General features: G+C 51.7%; 26 protein-coding genes and 1 pseudogene. 7 read left to right on the forward strand and 20 right to left on the reverse strand.

The genetic code is table 11. The annotated features are described in order from the left end of the window. Positions 1-23: 23 nt before the first annotated feature. On the forward strand, positions 24-203 hold the full coding sequence (locus K1V27_RS20860; protein ID WP_258929813.1) for a hypothetical protein: 180 nt from the start codon (positions 24-26) through the stop codon (positions 201-203). Here the strand turns inward: K1V27_RS20860 and K1V27_RS20865 are convergent. After that, complete coding sequence (locus K1V27_RS20865; protein WP_258932206.1) at positions 200-496, reverse strand: hypothetical protein; 297 nt, start codon at positions 494-496, stop codon at positions 200-202. The two genes, K1V27_RS20860 and K1V27_RS20865, sit on opposite strands and share 4 nt — an antisense overlap. Here K1V27_RS20865 and K1V27_RS20870 point away from each other — a divergent pair. The 3 genes from K1V27_RS20870 to K1V27_RS20880 all read left to right on the forward strand — a co-directional run bounded on the left by K1V27_RS20870 (position 425) and on the right by K1V27_RS20880 (position 2,298). Beyond that, complete coding sequence (locus tag K1V27_RS20870; protein WP_337833353.1) at positions 425-1,144, forward strand: DNA-primase RepB domain-containing protein; 720 nt, start codon at positions 425-427, stop codon at positions 1,142-1,144. The genes K1V27_RS20865 and K1V27_RS20870 overlap by 72 nt on opposite strands. A 66-nt stretch (positions 1,145-1,210) precedes the next feature. Next, on the forward strand, positions 1,211-1,735 hold the full coding sequence (locus K1V27_RS20875; protein WP_258931399.1) for a helix-turn-helix domain-containing protein: 525 nt from the start codon (positions 1,211-1,213) through the stop codon (positions 1,733-1,735). Then, positions 1,732-2,298 carry an IS630 family transposase gene (locus tag K1V27_RS20880; RefSeq protein ID WP_258931400.1) on the forward strand — a complete coding sequence of 189 codons (567 nt, stop codon included), beginning with the start codon at positions 1,732-1,734 and terminating at the stop codon, positions 2,296-2,298. The genes K1V27_RS20875 and K1V27_RS20880 overlap by 4 nt, the downstream gene beginning before the upstream one ends. Before the next feature lie 98 nt (positions 2,299-2,396). Here the strand turns inward: K1V27_RS20880 and K1V27_RS20885 are convergent, their stop codons facing one another. From K1V27_RS20885 to K1V27_RS20925, 10 genes are all read right to left on the reverse strand, one after another. Then, positions 2,397-3,359, reverse strand: coding sequence for a transposase (locus tag K1V27_RS20885; RefSeq protein ID WP_258932189.1), 963 nt, complete (start codon positions 3,357-3,359; stop codon positions 2,397-2,399). 150 nt (positions 3,360-3,509) lie between these two features. Further along, positions 3,510-3,743, reverse strand: a complete 234-nt coding sequence (locus K1V27_RS20890; RefSeq protein WP_258932190.1) for a DUF2283 domain-containing protein — start codon at positions 3,741-3,743, stop codon at positions 3,510-3,512. 360 nt (positions 3,744-4,103) lie between these two features. Beyond that, a complete protein-coding gene (locus K1V27_RS20895; RefSeq protein WP_258932192.1) occupies positions 4,104-4,367 on the reverse strand; it encodes a Txe/YoeB family addiction module toxin in 264 nt (87 codons plus the stop codon). Next, positions 4,364-4,606, reverse strand: a complete 243-nt coding sequence (locus K1V27_RS23025) for a type II toxin-antitoxin system Phd/YefM family antitoxin (protein ID WP_353740635.1) — start codon at positions 4,604-4,606, stop codon at positions 4,364-4,366. The genes K1V27_RS20895 and K1V27_RS23025 overlap by 4 nt, the downstream gene beginning before the upstream one ends. Before the next feature lie 201 nt (positions 4,607-4,807). Then, on the reverse strand, positions 4,808-5,029 hold the full coding sequence (locus K1V27_RS23030) for a helix-turn-helix domain-containing protein (protein WP_353740636.1): 222 nt from the start codon (positions 5,027-5,029) through the stop codon (positions 4,808-4,810). Then, positions 5,026-5,457 (reverse strand): hypothetical protein, encoded by a 432-nt coding sequence (locus tag K1V27_RS20905; RefSeq protein WP_258932194.1) that lies wholly within the window; start codon positions 5,455-5,457, stop codon positions 5,026-5,028. The genes K1V27_RS23030 and K1V27_RS20905 overlap by 4 nt, the downstream gene beginning before the upstream one ends. An 86-nt stretch (positions 5,458-5,543) precedes the next feature. After that, complete coding sequence (locus K1V27_RS20910) at positions 5,544-5,831, reverse strand: CHC2 zinc finger domain-containing protein (RefSeq protein ID WP_258927472.1); 288 nt, start codon at positions 5,829-5,831, stop codon at positions 5,544-5,546. A gap of 11 nt (positions 5,832-5,842) precedes the next feature. Then, positions 5,843-6,634 carry an ExeA family protein gene (locus tag K1V27_RS20915; protein WP_258927473.1) on the reverse strand — a complete coding sequence of 264 codons (792 nt, stop codon included), beginning with the start codon at positions 6,632-6,634 and terminating at the stop codon, positions 5,843-5,845. A 5-nt stretch (positions 6,635-6,639) separates the two neighbouring features. Next, positions 6,640-8,196 carry a helix-turn-helix domain-containing protein gene (locus K1V27_RS20920; RefSeq protein ID WP_258927474.1) on the reverse strand — a complete coding sequence of 519 codons (1,557 nt, stop codon included), beginning with the start codon at positions 8,194-8,196 and terminating at the stop codon, positions 6,640-6,642. Positions 8,197-8,234: 38 nt separating this feature from the next. Then, positions 8,235-8,915 carry a DUF6431 domain-containing protein gene (locus K1V27_RS20925; RefSeq protein ID WP_258927475.1) on the reverse strand — a complete coding sequence of 227 codons (681 nt, stop codon included), beginning with the start codon at positions 8,913-8,915 and terminating at the stop codon, positions 8,235-8,237. Positions 8,916-8,941: 26 nt separating this feature from the next. Here K1V27_RS20925 and K1V27_RS20930 point away from each other — a divergent pair, with 26 nt between their 5' ends. From K1V27_RS20930 to K1V27_RS23040, 3 genes are all read left to right on the forward strand, one after another. Beyond that, positions 8,942-9,511 carry a tetratricopeptide repeat protein gene (locus tag K1V27_RS20930; RefSeq protein ID WP_258927476.1) on the forward strand — a complete coding sequence of 190 codons (570 nt, stop codon included), beginning with the start codon at positions 8,942-8,944 and terminating at the stop codon, positions 9,509-9,511. Positions 9,512-9,855: 344 nt separating this feature from the next. Further along, the gene (locus tag K1V27_RS23035) at positions 9,856-9,966 is read left to right on the forward strand and encodes a hypothetical protein (RefSeq protein WP_435051687.1); all 111 of its coding nucleotides are present in this window, start codon (positions 9,856-9,858) and stop codon (positions 9,964-9,966) included. 217 nt (positions 9,967-10,183) lie between these two features. After that, a complete protein-coding gene (locus tag K1V27_RS23040; RefSeq protein ID WP_353740641.1) occupies positions 10,184-10,252 on the forward strand; it encodes a hypothetical protein in 69 nt (22 codons plus the stop codon). Positions 10,253-10,281: 29 nt separating this feature from the next. Here the strand turns inward: K1V27_RS23040 and K1V27_RS20940 are convergent, their stop codons facing one another. The 9 genes and pseudogenes from K1V27_RS20940 to K1V27_RS23050 all read right to left on the reverse strand — a co-directional run bounded on the left by K1V27_RS20940 (position 10,282) and on the right by K1V27_RS23050 (position 16,162). Then, complete coding sequence (locus K1V27_RS20940; protein ID WP_258932196.1) at positions 10,282-11,601, reverse strand: OmpP1/FadL family transporter; 1,320 nt, start codon at positions 11,599-11,601, stop codon at positions 10,282-10,284. 412 nt (positions 11,602-12,013) lie between these two features. Further along, entirely contained in the window at positions 12,014-12,232 is a 219-nt protein-coding gene (locus K1V27_RS20945) for a hypothetical protein (protein WP_258932197.1), read from the reverse strand. A 10-nt stretch (positions 12,233-12,242) separates the two neighbouring features. Further along, a complete protein-coding gene (locus tag K1V27_RS20950) occupies positions 12,243-12,476 on the reverse strand; it encodes a hypothetical protein (protein WP_258932198.1) in 234 nt (77 codons plus the stop codon). Between the two features lie 101 nt (positions 12,477-12,577). Continuing rightward, positions 12,578-13,558 carry a reverse transcriptase domain-containing protein gene (locus tag K1V27_RS20955; protein ID WP_258932204.1) on the reverse strand — a complete coding sequence of 327 codons (981 nt, stop codon included), beginning with the start codon at positions 13,556-13,558 and terminating at the stop codon, positions 12,578-12,580. Then, positions 13,459-13,935, reverse strand: a complete 477-nt coding sequence (locus K1V27_RS20960) for a reverse transcriptase family protein (RefSeq protein ID WP_258932199.1) — start codon at positions 13,933-13,935, stop codon at positions 13,459-13,461. The genes K1V27_RS20955 and K1V27_RS20960 overlap by 100 nt, the downstream gene beginning before the upstream one ends. 698 nt (positions 13,936-14,633) lie before the next feature. Next, positions 14,634-14,903: a DUF2442 domain-containing protein gene (locus K1V27_RS20965; protein ID WP_258932200.1), complete on the reverse strand. Its 270-nt coding sequence runs from the start codon at positions 14,901-14,903 to the stop codon at positions 14,634-14,636. After that, positions 14,884-15,128 (reverse strand): annotated as a pseudogene (locus tag K1V27_RS23045) (DUF4160 domain-containing protein). The gene K1V27_RS20965 and the pseudogene K1V27_RS23045 overlap by 20 nt, the downstream one beginning before the upstream one ends. 512 nt (positions 15,129-15,640) lie before the next feature. Continuing rightward, the gene (locus K1V27_RS20970; protein ID WP_258932201.1) at positions 15,641-15,895 is read right to left on the reverse strand and encodes a DUF2442 domain-containing protein; all 255 of its coding nucleotides are present in this window, start codon (positions 15,893-15,895) and stop codon (positions 15,641-15,643) included. Positions 15,896-15,904: 9 nt separating this feature from the next. Continuing rightward, positions 15,905-16,162 carry a DUF4160 domain-containing protein gene (locus tag K1V27_RS23050; protein WP_353740637.1) on the reverse strand — a complete coding sequence of 86 codons (258 nt, stop codon included), beginning with the start codon at positions 16,160-16,162 and terminating at the stop codon, positions 15,905-15,907. Between the last annotated feature and the right edge of the window lie 48 nt (positions 16,163-16,210).

Below are 16,210 nucleotides of genomic sequence, written 5' to 3' on the forward strand. Positions count from 1 at the left end.
CCATCACAAGGGGGTTTAAGAACATGAAAGAACCCGATGAAATAAAAATCGCCTGGGTGATATGGACCCTTCTCTCCTTCCTCAATGACATTCTCTGGGACAGGTATGAACAAGAGTTCCTCCAACTCAGCGCCGATTCCCACAAAATGCAACAACTCGATTGGCTCGTTGCCTATTTGAAGGGCTACGATCTGCCTTTCTAAAACCCTTTTATACTGCAGGCCGACTCACCAAAGCCTGCAGTTAAAAAAACCTTGCCGTCGGCACTGCTATGGAAAAAATCCTTGTCAAACTCGCACGCTATTTTGAAAATCATTGGCGAATTGCAGTTCTCGACTTCAAAAAAGGACTCTGGTGCGTTGCCCCGATCTCCTCCAATATCGCCTACCTCAAGGCACAGAACCTCAACGGCCGCCACATCCTCATGCAGCCGCTGCACTCTTCCCATTACCTGCTCGCCGACGATCTCACCTGGCCCCTCGTCTGCCGTCATCATCGCTACCCGCAGGGACGATGGAAACCCGGCCGCATGGTGGTTGAGACATCACCCCACAACTTCCAGGTGTGGATTCACTCCCATACACCTCTTGCGCTTCAAGATAAACGCTACTGGCTAAAGATACTTCGCAGCGACCCCGCAGCCGATCCCGCCAATCGCTTCGGCAGATGTCCCGGCTTCTGCAACCCAAAACAAAAATACCGCAGCCAAAAGGGACAACATCCTCTCTCCAAACTCATCTGGATCGATTGGCAAACTGAGGCCATCATACCGGCTATAACACCTCAAGATTCATCCAGATCCCGCATAATCCCTTTTCCCTTTACCCCAGTGGGGGGTGTGTGCCATCAATCCACTATTTGCCGAAAACAATTTGACTGTGGCGATGAATCAAGAACTGACTTTGCTTATGTCCTGGCTCTGCTTCGCCGAGGACTTAATGATATCTTCATCCGAGATCGGATTCTCACGGAAAGAACCTGCTGGGACAGCCATCTGGGAACAAAAAGAATCAATCACTACCTCACCAGAACAATACAGCGTGCAAAAAAAATCGTGCAAAATAACGATCCTGCAAAAAACTCAAAATATACTCAAACAACTTTGGTTTTTCTGAGCAAAAAAATGGCCGATCTGGCAATATAAAGAAAAAACATAGAAAAATTAAAATATTACACACTCTGGACAAATTATCTTTTTGATGGTACACCCATGCTACAGACGACTAACCCTAACAACAGTGAGGTCAGCATGGATGTATCGAGTTACCAATTCAGCGAGGAAGAAGTAATTCGCTTGGAACAATACCGAGACACACAGCAAGATGCTCGTCTCAAAATGCGCTTCATTGCCCTGCTTATGCTTGCCAAAGGCATTGCGCTGAAGGATGTCGCCGCGATAACCGGAGTGGCGATGAAAACGATCGAGAATTGGCATCATCAATATCTCAGCAAAGGAATCGACTGCCTTAATTCATTCCAATACAAACCTAAGCAGCCCTATCTGAGCGACGAACAAATACAGCAGTTACTCAACTGGGTTCGGTCTACAAATCCGATTCACCTAAAACAAATCAGAGCCCACATCATCGAACAATTTGCGATCAAGTACACGACGGAGGCCATCAGGAAGCTTCTGCACAAACACGGCATAAAGCTGATTCGCCCGAAGGTGATACCCGGCAATCCTCCGAGCGAAGAAGAACAGGAAAAAAAATTGCCGAGTACTTCGACATGAAGTCCAATAGTGAGCCTGGAACGGTCTTTCTTTTTGGAGATGGGATGCATCTAGTTCACCAAAATATACCCCGGCTATGTTGGGCTGATCCCAAAGCACGGCCCATTTTTAAGACCAACACCGGGCGACAACGGCTTAATATTCTTGGAGCTTACAATCCCGACAGCCATGAATTCGATCATATAACGGGAGAACAAAACTGCGACGCGAACCGCGTGATTGAATACTTTGAGATGATCACAAGAGCATACAAGCAGGCCCCAAAAATTATCCTTTTCCTTGACAACGCTAAGTATTTCAAAGCACAAATCGTCACCGATTGGTTGAAACAGAATCTGCGGCTTCACGTTGTGTTCTTGCCTCCTTATGCTCCAAATCTAAACTTGATCGAGCGCTTCTGGGGATTTGCCAAAGAAAAGTTGGTCAAAAATACCTATGAGCCAAAATACAAGGTCTTTCGGGCAAAAGTATTCAGGTTCCTAAACAATGTGGGCCAATATATTGATGAGTTAAGAACCTTAATGGTGGAAAAGTTCCAAATCATAGCCACTAGCAAAGCATAAAATGTGCCAGGAAAAACCAAAGTTGCTCCGGTATAATCCGAAAATCAAACCATCCTGCCAAGATAATGAGAATAATTTAAGCAGCTTAATCTGAAAAACTACACCGATTGAAACAAGCAGTAGTTGTGCTCGGAGACGATCTCTTCACCTCGCTTTACAGAAAAGGTGACAGCGGCAGGCGAGAGCTTCAGTTTTCGAGCTAATTCAGCCTGACTGATGCCGAGCTCTCTTGACGCCCAGTAGCAAAAAAGACTTCGTGCACGGACCCTGTTGCGTTCCTTGCCCGCCGCCCAAAGCTCGGATTCGTCCACTGCCAGCAATTCGCACACTCGCTTAGCCACCTTGGAAAGATCAAATCCCCGGGAGCGCACCCTGTGTCTTCGCTCCATTTCCTCCCGCGCTTGAAGAAGGACCTGTTCAACAAAGTCCCCGTCGCCTAAGATTCGCTCGTCAGATTTTTCGAATAATTGTGCCCTGCGCCTTGCCTTTACTTCTGCCCAGCCCCCACTGCTGCGTACCAGTCCACCCCCGGTAAGATCACTACGCCGTCCCTGGTTGATGCCCTGCTCAACAAAAGCACGATACCGACGACGAGCGACCGAATTTTTATCGCCAAATAATTCCAGCACTTCATGGATTCGCTGCCAATCATTTTTGAAATAGCCCAGAATTACACCATGGCCGCAGTAGGCAAAGCGCTCCAAATCTTCAAAAGTGGAAACGACCCCGGCTCGAAGCGGATTCAGGTGAAGGTAGCGCACCAGTTCAAGAAAATACGGGTCCTTTTGACAGAGAATCGACTTGTACCGGTTTTGAAAAAGATGACCGCTGCGCCGGTGCCTGCGATTATACGACACCGCATAGCCGGTAAGCAACCGCCGCATCACCTGTGATATCGGCACCAAGCCGCTTTTCAGCAACAGATGAAAATGGTTGGGGATCAAAGTCCAGGCATAACAGTGCGTTCCCGCTTCTTTTAAAATGCTCCCCAATCGTTGCTCAAAGTTGTCTCGGTCCGACTCGTCCTGGAAAATCCGCCGCCGTTCTATTCCTCTTGCCATGATGTGGTGCAAAGCACCGGCTGCTCAATTCGTGCGTTTCTTGGCATGGCTACCAATATACCATCAACCTGCTCACCTAAAAACTAAAAATCTAAAGGGCGTCCCCCATTACGCAACGTAAAAAATGAAAGCCGCCCTGCGTTTTGCGTGTCAGCTTGATTGGCGTGTTCGGTTGTCCGGCTGAGATCGGCTATCTACTTCCTGAAAAGAGAACTCCTGGAGTCGCGCATTGGTGCGCGCATGTTCAATCGTCATACTCACGAGATTCCCACGACTGTCTATGTCGATGTATATGTTTTCGCTGATCTCTCTTGTTTCAGCAACTTCATTATCCGTAAACTCAACCAGTGCTGTATCCGTATCGGAAAAGTATTTGACTCTCATTGCCGCTTCTCCCTGAACGACCTGTCGAAGAAAGCATTATGAACGGTTTCACCGTCTTCCAGCAATATGACCCGAAGGAACTTGTCTTCTTCTTTGATCCAACCCCACTTCCGGATCCTCCCGTCGGATTGGATTTCGCTCCTCTGTGGAAACTGGATCACACGCGTTATCCACTCATCTTGTATTGTAGCCCGGTCGGGTCTCTTTCGCACATATTTGAAATACTCGGTTGTTTTCACCTCTGTTCCCTGGCATGTGGGTTTGGCGAGCCGAACAACAATTTGAGCGGCGCGGCCAACGGATAGCGGAGAATACCTCCCACGTGGTTCCGCGTCCGCTCGAAATATTCGTTCTGCAAAGCTATTCATAGTGGGTCCACATGCGGATGATCTTTACCGTCTTTTCATTGTCGATGATCTGGTAAACTAACCGATGCTGAATGTTGATACGTCGTGAATATGCGCCGTCCAGATCACCTAAAAGCTTTTCATAAGGGGGTGGTGTTTGATAGGGATTATCACAAAGGATCTGCATTAATTTTTCTGCTTTGGATCTAAGACCGGATGCTGACATTTTTTTCGCATCTTTTTGAGCCTGCTTCGTGAAAACGATTCGCCAACTCACCAATCAATTTCCTCGGTACAATCCTCAATAGGAGTCGCCAAGCCTTCACGAATGGACTCGCGCATACCGGGAATATTCAAAAGATACATGGTCTCTTGAATTGAACGCCAATCATCTTCTGAAATCAGAACTGCATTACCCCGTTTCCCAGTGATCACGATCGGTTCATGCGACGTGGATGCTTGGTCGATAAGGCGGTACAATTTGGACCGCGCCTCTGTTGCTGATACAGTGGGCATCTTTCACCTCGATATTTTCTGCAAATGGTACGTCATAGCGTACGTATTGTCAAGGCCATAATGGAGCAGAACAAGAAGTTCACCAGCGCCATGCTTTTCGGCGTCTGGTGCTACCCGATTGGGCATGCTGTCTGCCTGCAAGGAGGACAGGGCACAAGCAAGGCGACGAAAGAATCGCATAATTTCATGAGCGTCCTCTCCTCACAACAGGTCCGAGACCCTGGATTGACTCACTCCAAGAATTCCAGCCGCCTTTGCCTGCGTCAGGCTGTTCGCTTTAATAAATTTCCGAAGATTGGTCATAAGGTCGGCTCGCATCTGAAGAATGGCGGCTTCATCAGGAGAATACCCCAGATCTATAAATACGTTACCCGAAGAATCTATGACCTTTTCAATCATTTTTATTTGGCTGGGCACGATCATTCCGTCAATCTTTTCAAAGAATAAACACCCGCCAGCCCTGCAACCGGCTTTGGCAGTTTCTCGCGCTTCGACCCGTACACATCTTTGACTTTCCGGTAGGTATCCGACACAAAAGCTTTGCCGCCGATGATGCCCGAATCGGTAAAATAGCGGGCGCGGTACTTGAAGCGTTGCGCGCGCGTCAATTCGAAGTCCTTTCCCTTTTCCTTCTCAACAACAGCGGGATCGAGCAGTCCACCTTTGCCCCTGTCCACCGCCCCGGTTTCATAGAGAAATTCTCGATAGCGGCTGAGTCTTTCCTTGTATCCCGGCACGCCAAACTCTTTCAGCCCGAAATCCAAAAATAGAAAGCCGTCTTTATTGTTCGTCTGCGCATGGTACCCGATGGAGTTCCAACAATCATTATTTACCTGTCTGCTAAGTCTCACAATATTTGACTCTGAGAGTCCCAGTTTAGATGAAGATGTCCTCCCCCACAAGTTGGTGGGAGCTTGTGAGGGAAGACGTGAGTATTTTAGCAGTCTTGTAAGCCGTCGATCATTTCAACAGCCTCACGGAAGTTGCAGCATTTGACGGCCATGACCATGTCGATGGGATTGAAGTTTTTCTGGCACCGGAAGCACCGGGCCAGGTTGGTTTTGGGGTTGGTGGCGGTTTGAAACTCAGAGCACAGGGGGCATAGAAAGCGAAAATACCCGTCTGATACTTTGCAGGGGATGCGCAGAAAATCAGAGATGAGCCGGGAGATGGGGATCTGATTACGCAGTATCCGGAGTTTTTGCTTGGAATAGAGCTTTGTCATGATGTCTTCTCCTAGGGAAGGCGGAATTCGGCCATGGTGTCGGTGACCAGGGCTTCGTTGATCTTGTTGAGATTTTGGGCGGCGGCATTGAGGAGGCAGGCGGTAGCGATGTTATTAATCTGCCTTGGGATGCCGCTGGCATAGTCATGGATGAGGGATTTGGCTTCGGGCTCGAAGACCTTCTCGTTGCTCCCCGCGAAACGCATCCTGGAGTCGATATAGGAGGTGGTCTGGTCCGAGGTTAAGGCGCCGAGGTGACATCGGACGGTGATTCGGTTGACAAGATCGCTAAGAGAGGCACGGGCAAGGAGCTTGGCGAGGGGCTCCTGACCGCTGAGGACGATCTTTACGGGAGTATCGGTATCGAGGGCTGAGCTAACCAGGAGGCGCAGATCGGTCAAAGCTTGCGGATCTATAAGGTGGGCTTCGTCGATGATAAGCACCGTTGAGAGATCTTCTTTTGCGGTGCGATCGAGAATTTGTAAAAAGAGATGATCCTTGCCTCGCCGGGGGGCTTCTCCCAACTGAGTCACGATTAGGCGAAGCAGGCTGGATGACGGGATTCCGGTGAAGTGGAGATAAACGGGGCGGTAGCGGTTTTTAGAGAGGTTATGGATGAAGAGCCTTAAGAGTGTGGATTTTCCGGCACCGGTTGGTCCGATGAGGAGGGCCAGGGTCCCTTGCCGGGCAAAGTAGTCGAGTCTGGCCAGGGACTGGGAGATGCGGTGGTCGTTGAGGATCCATTCCACGGGAGGGCGTTCCTGGAAGGGATGGCTGTTCATTTTGAAATGATCGAGGAACATGGTGGTTACTCCTTTTGCTGTAGGATTTGTTTGAGCTCACCGACGAGGTGGGGGAACGACTTGTTAGGCACTCGGGCAAAGGCCTGCGTGAGCACGGATTCTGTGAGCTGAACGTTTTGATTGTAGAGTTTTTTGAGCGTTTCGAGCTCCTGTGCCGTGAAGGCGGAGATGCCCACTTCTTTTCCGAGCAGCCGGGCAAAGGCTTTGACAAAGGCATGAAACGGCCACGGCCGCACGGAGACGACCTTGCGGTAATCGATGCCGCGAGTGTTTGCGGCGAGCTGCTCCCGGTGCTCGCGAACGAGGAGATCGATGAGGTTATGCTTGGGTTTTCCCCGAGCTTGTGCGGGAAGGGGCGGTTGCTCGGCCTCGCGGTGATGGAGCACGCCCGATCCCTGGTATTCGCCTTTCAGGGAAAAGATCTTCACGCTATCTGAAGACGAGAAGGGATCGTAGTGGACCCAGACCTTGTCTCCCCTTAAAGCTGGATCGACCCGGTAGAGCCGCTTATCGAGGCTAATGTCGGAAAAATCCTTGTGGACGACCCGAGTGACCTTTCTAAGGAAGGAAGCGAGCACCTGGTCCATTTCCACGTGGCGGATGACGGAAAGTCCGGTATGATAGCGGTCCTTGGGAGTCTCGCCGGTCTCGGAATGAATGGAGCTATGATAATCCACCGAGATCCATGCGCTGAGAGCTCGGTTGAGATCATCGAGGCTTATGGCATCTTGTGCCCGCACCTCGGATTCAAACCGGTCTTGGGCGGTCTCAAAGAAGCGCTCAATGAGTCCTCCCGGGGAAGGGTCCCCGGCCGGCCGGTGGCGAAGCCGGATGTGGAGCCGGTAGCAGGCAGCCTTGAGGCCGATTGCGTGATAGACCTTGGCGTTATCGAGGTAGAGTTCGCCGGGGGCGCCATGCTTGGCCAGGGCGCGCAGCAGCGAGTCGATGAGGATATCGAGGCTTTGGCGCAGGTAGTAGCGGGCCTCGACGATATACCTGCTGTGGCAGTCGATGAAAGCGGAAAGATAGGTGGGCAGGACCTCCCGGCCGAAAACAACATAGGGGCCTTCCTCGAAGTCCCCAACCCAGAGATCATGGGTATGGTCTCTGGTCCAACGTTTTCTCACCTTGTTTTTGACAACGCCGAGCTTGAGGCGGGTTGCGCCCGCACCTTTAAGATGGCGATACAAAGTAGAGCGGGAGAGCGTAACGCCATAGAGGTCCTTTAGGAATCGGTTGATGGTGGCAGGGGAGCGCTTGGGCTGCTCGCATTTAAGCTCGATGGCGGTTGCAATGATTTCTGCGGGTGCGGCCCTGGCATGGCCGCGGTCATGGCGGTCTTTTCTTGCGAGAGCATCGAATCCTCCGGTTCGATAGCGCTTCAGCTTTCGCCTGAGGGTGGAAAGGGAGGGCTTGCCGGTACGTCCGCCGGGAAAGACCATCTCCTTTTGAGAGATCTCTTTGAGAAAATCCTGGATCGATTCCGGCTCCACCTCGTCGAAGAGAACGGGGCGAAGGAGATCGCACCAGAACAGGGCCCATTTTTCATCTTTTTGCTTCATAACGCCTCCTTTGTTTTATGGTTGGAGGCGAGCATAAATCATTGCCAGGCGCAGCCTGTTGCAAAGAAGGGGAAAATTGAAGCACCAAAAACAACTCGGAATACCGCCTCCAGGTGGACGAGCCGGCGAGAGCGTTTGAGGGTTTCTTCCCGAGCGGTTTTCACGAACTTATTGGGGGAGATCGTTAGCGCGGCGAGATCCCGGTAGACTTTTGTCGCCGGATCCTTCTGTAAGATGAGGTCCAGAGCGCGGCGCGGGATTTCTTTGAAGCGGCCAAGAGTGTCGATCCAGCGGTAAGGGGTTGTGTGGGAGAGGACTTTATCGACCGGCGTATTTCCTTCGTCCGTCGAGGCATGGAAGATCTCCGAGCCTTCTTCCAGGACTGTCTTCCGATAGGTCGACGTCTCATCTTCCAGATAGCTTGCCGAGCGATGAAGTATCGCGTCGCTGGTGTAACGCTTGAAGGGAAGCGCGAAAGGAGGCTGTTCGGTGAAGGTCTTATGGCAGCCGGGGCATTTCCACCGAATGACAAGGCATTTTACCACCTGGACCAATGCGTCGCATAGAATGCGGAATTTGCGGGGGCGTGCCTGATGCCGCCTGAACAAATACGGTTGAGTATTGCAGACGGGGCAGGAGGGCAAACCGCAGCGGATCTTGTTTCGCAGCACATTCAAGCTGTATTTTCTAATATCTGAGCGGGTAAATGGAGCAAACATGGCGTCTCCCACTTGAGCGAATAGTCATGATCGAAGAGGTTTCCGAAAAAGCCGTTCGTTTACTCCAACCTGGCGCCGCCCGCAAGCGCAAAACCGCCGGCGCCCGACGCGCCAGATGCTATGTTTGGCAACGGTTTTTCAACAAAGGAGTTGCGTTACCCATGAGTAAGATATCCCGCAATGCGCCCTGCCCTTGTGGAAGTGGAAAGAAGTACAAAAAATGCTGTTTGTTGCGCGAACAGGTCTCAGCGACACGGCCGCCGCAGGCTCCTTCAGATGTCTTCAAACAGATCCATGCCCAAATGGAGGAGTTGGACAACCTATCGAATAGTGTCATTGATCTCATCCAAGCCGGGAAACTGGACGAAGCGGAAGCTCAGTGTCACAAGCTATTGGAGCAATATCCGGACGATGTTGACGGGCTCGACAGACTGGCAACGGTCTATGAAGCCAAGGGGCAGAATAGGATGGCCGCTGAGTACTACCGAAAGGCGGCCGCTTTTATGCGCTCAAGGCCAGGATTTGACAACGAAGCCATTGAATGGGCTCTGAAGAAAGCCTCTGAACTGGAGTCTGCATCGTCATCAGCAGAATAGATCTTGCAGCCGAGCCATGGCCTGCAGGTGGTCGGCGAGGCTCGTGGCGCTGCGACAACCAGTAATGTTGACATTCCGGAGGTGCTTCGGCGCCCCCGCTGATGCCCAGCCGTTATCCGGCGTGGTCTTGGGACCGGTTAGCGCCCGGCGCGCGGGGTAGGCAGGGTAAAGTGCAAAAGCATGGCGAGGTATAGCGGGATAGGCGGGATCAGATTACTTGGGACTGTTCAAATCAAATATTGTGGGACGTAGGACCTGTCCCCTTTTCTTCTTTATTCTGAGCTTGTCGAAGGGGATTTGCCAGAGTTCACTGCACCAACTCTCAGTGCAAAAATGAATACATTTTGGCGGTTTCCTGCAAAGGCCGCTGGTTTTGCCCGAGTTGTCATTCCAAGAAAACGATTCAGTTCGCAGAGGACGTCACCAAAAACATCCTCTATCTCTCCGAGGCGTAGGCTCTACGAGCCGGAGGCCCGTCCCGCATCGACAGTTTGTATTCAGTATCCCGATCCCGCTCGAAGCGGGACTGCGCATTTATTTCAAATACAACCGCAAGCTGCTGACCAAACTCTGCCATCACGCCTTCGGCGTGACCAAGGACAGCCTTGAGACCTTCTTTCGAATCCCGCCGTGGCGGGACTGGGCCTCAATGACGGCATCCTGGGCATGATTATGGTCATCCATACCTTCGGAGATTATGCCAGGTTTCATCCACACCTCCATGTCACGCCCCTGGCGTGATTTCGTATTTCGGATTTCGAGCTTCGAATTTATATCGAGTAATCTGTGGCAGAGCCCTTTGCTTCTGACCTGGCCCTGAGGACCAGGTTTTCTATGTTCAAATAGGAATATCCAACGCTCAATCCAACGCAATTGACGAAGGTTTGGTACTTGCCGCTCAAGATATCGTTATCCACCGTTCGGTCTTCGTAGAAATCGGCTACATAGGCAAAGTCAACTGTCCATTTTTTCAGTTTGTAGCCCATGCCGACACAGAGATTGTGCTGGTTTGAATCCGGGTTTCCAGGTGCGAGCGTGTAGGTGGGGACCGGGTTCATGGAATACATGTACCCTCCCCTTAATGAATAGTGGTCGTTCAATCTGTATTCTGCGCCCACCTTGACAAACCAGACATCATTGTAGTCGAAATCAACGATGAAATCAGAAAGCCCGACTTCGGGCAATTCTTCTTGGAGATTCAAATCCATGTAGTCAAAGCTCGACCATCCGGTCCACTCGAGCTCCATTCCGAATGTGAGCGATTTGGTCGGCCGGTAAGCCGCTCCGAAGCTGAACACTTGCGGGAAATGCAGGGTAGTTCTCGCATCGGTGGAAAAATCGGGTCCTCCCGAAAAGATTTGAAGGGCAGGGGCAATGTTGTCAAGATCCACCGTGACATCCTGGTTGACGTGCACTCCGCTGCGGTAGGTCAACCCAAAACTGAACTTTTCCTCCGGAAACAGGAGGATGCCCACATTTAAGCCAAGCCCGCCGCCACTGCCCTCGAGGGAGAGCTTTGCGTCGCCGGCTCCTAAAGCCGACTGGTCGATCATTTGCTTCGAATCGCTGGAAGAATAAAGGTAGAAGGCTCCCAAACCGACTGACAGCCAAGGATAGACCCGACATGCGAAAACCGGGTTGATGGCGAAGGTGCTTATGAGATTTTCGGTACCGGCGTACCGGGTGATACCCTCGTCATCCCATTTTCGGCCCCCGACCCCAAAGGGTGAATAGACTCCCAACCCCAAGGCTATCCCCTCATGCTTCATATCGCTCGAGATATACAGATGAGGCGGGAAGAAAACCTGAAACTCGGTGGATTCGGTTTCCCCATCACGGCTCTCAAACTCAGTCGGGCCGAAAACGGCGGTGGCTCCGGAGTAAGAATTCGTTCCTTTAATCGTCGCTAGTCCCGCAGGATTGAACAAGACAGCAGATGGATCGTCGGCTATGGCCGCAAAGGCACCTGCCATGCCGGCAGCTCTTGCCCCGTGGATAAGCGTGCCGGCTTGTGAGTCAACGGGGAAAAAAAAGAAGTATAGCCCCACCAGAAAGACGATTCGCTTCTCAACCCATGCCTCCAACCTCATTTTTTCTATTCCCCTCCTTGGTTAACGGTAAGATCATGCTCCCATCCACAGCCCCGCAACACTGAACCAGGCTTGCATCGTCTGAATTCGATGTGACAATTGCCGGTCTCTAAAAAAAGCAAAAGCTCGCCGTCCCATGTCTACGTAAATCAGATCGCCATTGATATTGGAAATTTAGGGGTAAGAACGCCGAAGCCATAAACTTAGGTGTTTTAACAGACGACACTCTGTGAGTCAGCAAAACCACAGCCAAATCGTGATCATGCGAACAAATGCATTCTATCTGTAACCCGGAATCATCACTTTTCGAATAACGCCAGTCTACAGATCTTGTAAGACGCCTTACAATCTTCGCGCAAAAAACTGGCTTATTGGCAACTACTCGTACCTCATGTCGCCATATTTAATGAGGTTATTCGGCTACTCGTAAGGCTTCTTGCGCTTCGCGTGGCAGCTGTATAGAAACAAAATAAGAGCGAGGATAAAGATAATCTTCGCCTGATTCGTCGATGATCCTCAGATATCCTTCCGCTTCAGCATCATTATCTGGAAGGACGCGATAAATCTTGCGCTTCTCCAAATCTTCACAGTCTCTATCTTCTATGCAAAGTACAAAGCTGTAATTTTCCATTCACAGGATCCTAATTCAAGAATCTCTTGATTTTGAGTTTCTTTTTGCCAATTCCATGAGCTTCATACCAGTGAAGCTCGGCCTTGCAGACCTTGCCGTTCAGGAGCCGAACCCTGGCAAAGCCTTTGAGTTTTCGCCATCTCCCTGGCCCGTATTGCTTCTGAAGACGCATTATATCACGAATATTGCCTCCGATAGCCATAGTCTCAATCTGCTCGATCTCACCAATTATCTCAAAATACACAAGGACTGCACTCCTCTGGTCTCAACCATCCTTTCCGCACCCCAATCGGGATAGGGAGAGGCCTCGCGACCCCTCTCCTCCCACACCACCTGGCATACGGATCACGTACCAAGGCGATTCGGTCGAGGTGATCGTTTGATGTACAGCCGAGGTACGTCGAGGCGGTCAAAGTACTGTCCAGTCAGGGCAAAGGCGAGTGCGGGACTACGGCTCAGGCGCCACGGCCCGTGAGCCGATTTGGCTGTATTCCAGGCCAGTTGTCGGCTGACCCCACGCTTGCGAAGCTCCTTATATCCCCAGCGACCCCATTGTTTCCAATGGTAGCAGCGGAGACGACGCCGAATCCAGGAGTCCAGTTCCTTGAATCTGGAGCTAACCTCGCTTAGGCCAAAATAGCCCTTCCAACCCAGCAAGTACTCGCGGAGTTCCCGCGCGACCTGCCAGATGCTCCGTCCACGGGTACGTCCCGTGATCTCCCGGATCTTTGCCTTGAAACGCTTTTCGGCCGCCTCACTAACGCACAGCTTGAACCCCCGACGAGTGAAGCTAAAACCGAGAAACTTTCGCTCCCATGGCCTTCCGACCGCGCTCTTGGCTTCATTGACCTTGAGCTTCAGCTTGCGGGAAAGGTAGCGCGATATACTTGCCAATACCCTCAGTCCCGCCCGAAGGCTGCGCACATAGATGTTACAGTCATCGGCATAACGCACGAATCGGTGGCCTCGCTTCTCCAGTTCCCGGTCCAACTCATCCAGGAGTAGATTGGCTAAGAGCGGGCTGAGTGGCCCGCCTTGCGGAGTGCCTTCTACCGTCTCATGCAGTGCATCGTGATCCAGTACTCCTGCTTGCAGAAAACTCCGGATCAATGTGAGAAGGCGTCTATCCTTCACTCGCTTGGCGACTTCACCCATGAGCTTGTCGTGGTTCACTCGGTCGAAAAATTTCTCGAGGTCAATGTCCACGACCCACCGAGACCCTCTCCTCAGGTGCTGTTGTGCTCGCCTGAGTGCCTGATGGGCGCCGCGTCCAGGTCGAAAACCGAAGCTCCACTCCGAAAACGTCCGGTCCCATTGGGCTGCAATACCTGTAGAACCGCCTGTTGAACCAAGCGATCCACTGCCGTAGGCACACCTAATTTTCTTGTTCCTCCCCCAGGCTTAGGAATATTTACCCGCTTTACTGGTTGGGGATGATATGTGCCTGAAAGCAACGCCTCCCGCAATTCCGACCAGTGTTCTCGAAGATATGGTTCCAGTTCCTCTACCGTCATCCCGTCTATTCCGGGACTCCCGCCATTCCTCTTGACACGTTTGTACCCCTTGATCATGTTGTCTTGACAGACAACGCGTTCCATCAGCTGTACCTCTTCCGACGAACTCTCGGTCGCAATTCCATCATAAATCTGTTCGCCCTTCTTTCCGAAAGGCAGCCACAATTGAATTGCCGGCTTACAGTTCATCCGATCTTGCTCCGAAAAAGTTCACTCATACCGTTCGGGCCTTCAGTCTCCTGGTTTCCGGCTCGGCATATCTGTTTACTCCGCCTTTCGGCTTCCGGAGTGCCTCACTAGCTCTGCCTGCCAGCAAACCTAATATGCCCTCTGCTGATCCCGCCAGCGGCGGGACACGGCGGTCAGGGTGGATTGCTCCACCCTCAGTCCATCGAGATGACTTAGGCTTCGGCATACCTGTTTCAAGGGTTTACCCAAACGTGGACTCAATAGCCGCATGCCGTATCCTTCCCGACGACACCGTACAGGCCTCCCGGGGTAAGACACAGAACCTTCCACGCGTAAACGCCGGATTTATAAAGCACACCCCAATTGCGGATGGAGGACTTCATGGTCACGTGCCCACTCCTCCCGAGTGTACCACATCCCGCCTTTGGCGGGATTCCTGTTCGTCGTCCCGCGCTTTCGGATTGGGCTTGCTCCAGACCCCACCTCACGATGACGCCCTTGCCCTTTCCCTTATCACGCCTCGGCGTGACTCCGCGAAAACCTGGTGTGAGGACTTCCACCTCACAAGCTCTGTGCCATGCCCCGCACACACGCCGGCGATAACCAGCGCGCGCCGTAGTACCTGTAATCTTGCTAAAACCGATGCGTGGCGCGCGTCTGGTTCATTGCCTGGTTAGCAAGGGAAAGCTCCAAAAGGCTCACGATGCCTTCCTGGCAGGTTTGGTCCTGTCACCAATGCCGAGCAAAAGGGCCTTGACAGATATGTCCTCATCGAGTTCGTCCCAGTGGAGGCCAGTACCTCCGCCACTGATGATGCAGTCATCCCTCTGAGCTTGGGCTGCATTGAGCAGTCTGGGAAAGTAAGCCAGTGGAACACCAAGCTGACGTCCGTCAGTGAGCTCCACCCACATGTTGTCCGTATCAAATGTTACTTTCTTGGCACGAGGCTCAAACGCTAAGGTGTTCATTCCAATACCTTTCTATGAGTTCCCTGTTCTTCTCAGCCACTCGCATGAGCTCGCGGAGTTCAGCAGAGTTCATCCCGTATGATTCCGCAAGGCTGATCTGCGGTGACATCCAGAACTTCGCCGTAGCCTCACCACGCCGCACATGGACGTGCATCGGTTCAAGCGGAACCCTTCATTTGAGAAGAAGAAAAAGCGATATCCTTTGTACCTGAAGACTACCGGCATATGAAGATATCTCCTTTGTCGGCCGGCCAGCAAGCACGCTCGACGGCGTCAGGCATTAACCCGCAAAGCTTCTCTGACCACTTGCGCAACCGTGTCCTTGCTGATGCCGCGCTTATTACAGTAACTTGACCGGAGCCAATCTGCGAGTGTCTTTGTGCCTTTGCTGGAGTTGCACGCTGCGCAACATCGGGTGATATTCTCACGAGTGACGATGCTTGCGTCGTTGATAATGTGTTCCCACGTTGCCACAGCCTTTCGGGGGCCACGCCGAGGCATCTGCTCGGTCATTGGGATGCCACAGTAGACGCAAGTCTTATCTCGCTCCTTAACTTCCTTTTCGAGCCAGTCAGGGATACCCCAACGGTTCATATTCGGTCCTGATTGCACGGCTAACACCGGCCATCACCGGCCCGAACCACGCTGCCAATGAGCTTGCAGACAACACCGGCCAAACTTGCCCGGCGTGGTTCGGGTCCGCGTGGATGGCCTCGTTAGCGCATAAGGAACTACTTCTAAGCGCTTCTTCTTATTTCCTGTCCTGTCTCGTAGAGGAACTCCGGAGCGAAATCGGCACCGTTGGGCCATTCGATCGTACCCGTGTCGGGATTCACATAGACTTTCTTGAATAGCTCGGTATCTATTAGTGGCTCGAAAACCTCACCGTAAAGTTCATCTTTCAAGTCCAGTTCTTTGATTTTCCCATCGTTGAATTCAAGCCGTAGCTTGTAATCTTTCAAGTAGAGTACACGCGTTACATGCAAAAACATCTCGACCCCCTATGGCAGTGGTGGGACTTTTTGTAGCGGTTTGCGCTCTCTTGCACGCCCCCAGTTTTCCGTCAGTTCCTCCTGATGGATTTCAGACCATTCGAATAGCATGCGGAGTGCTCTCTTTGACATTTGGCCTTTGACGATCCCGCTCTTGATCTCGATTGAGACCTCCTGGTCTTCGTATCTTGCATGGAAGTGAGGAGGATCGTGATCATTGTAGTTTATGAATATGATAATGCCGTAAAAGCGGCAGATTTCTGGCATCTGCCTTTTCCTTCCCTGTTTTCACGTAAACAGCATACTTTGGCGCTC

It is taken from the genome of Desulfoferrobacter suflitae (assembly GCF_022603395.1).
GTDB lineage: Bacteria > Desulfobacterota > Syntrophobacteria > Syntrophobacterales > Syntrophobacteraceae > Desulfoferrobacter > Desulfoferrobacter suflitae.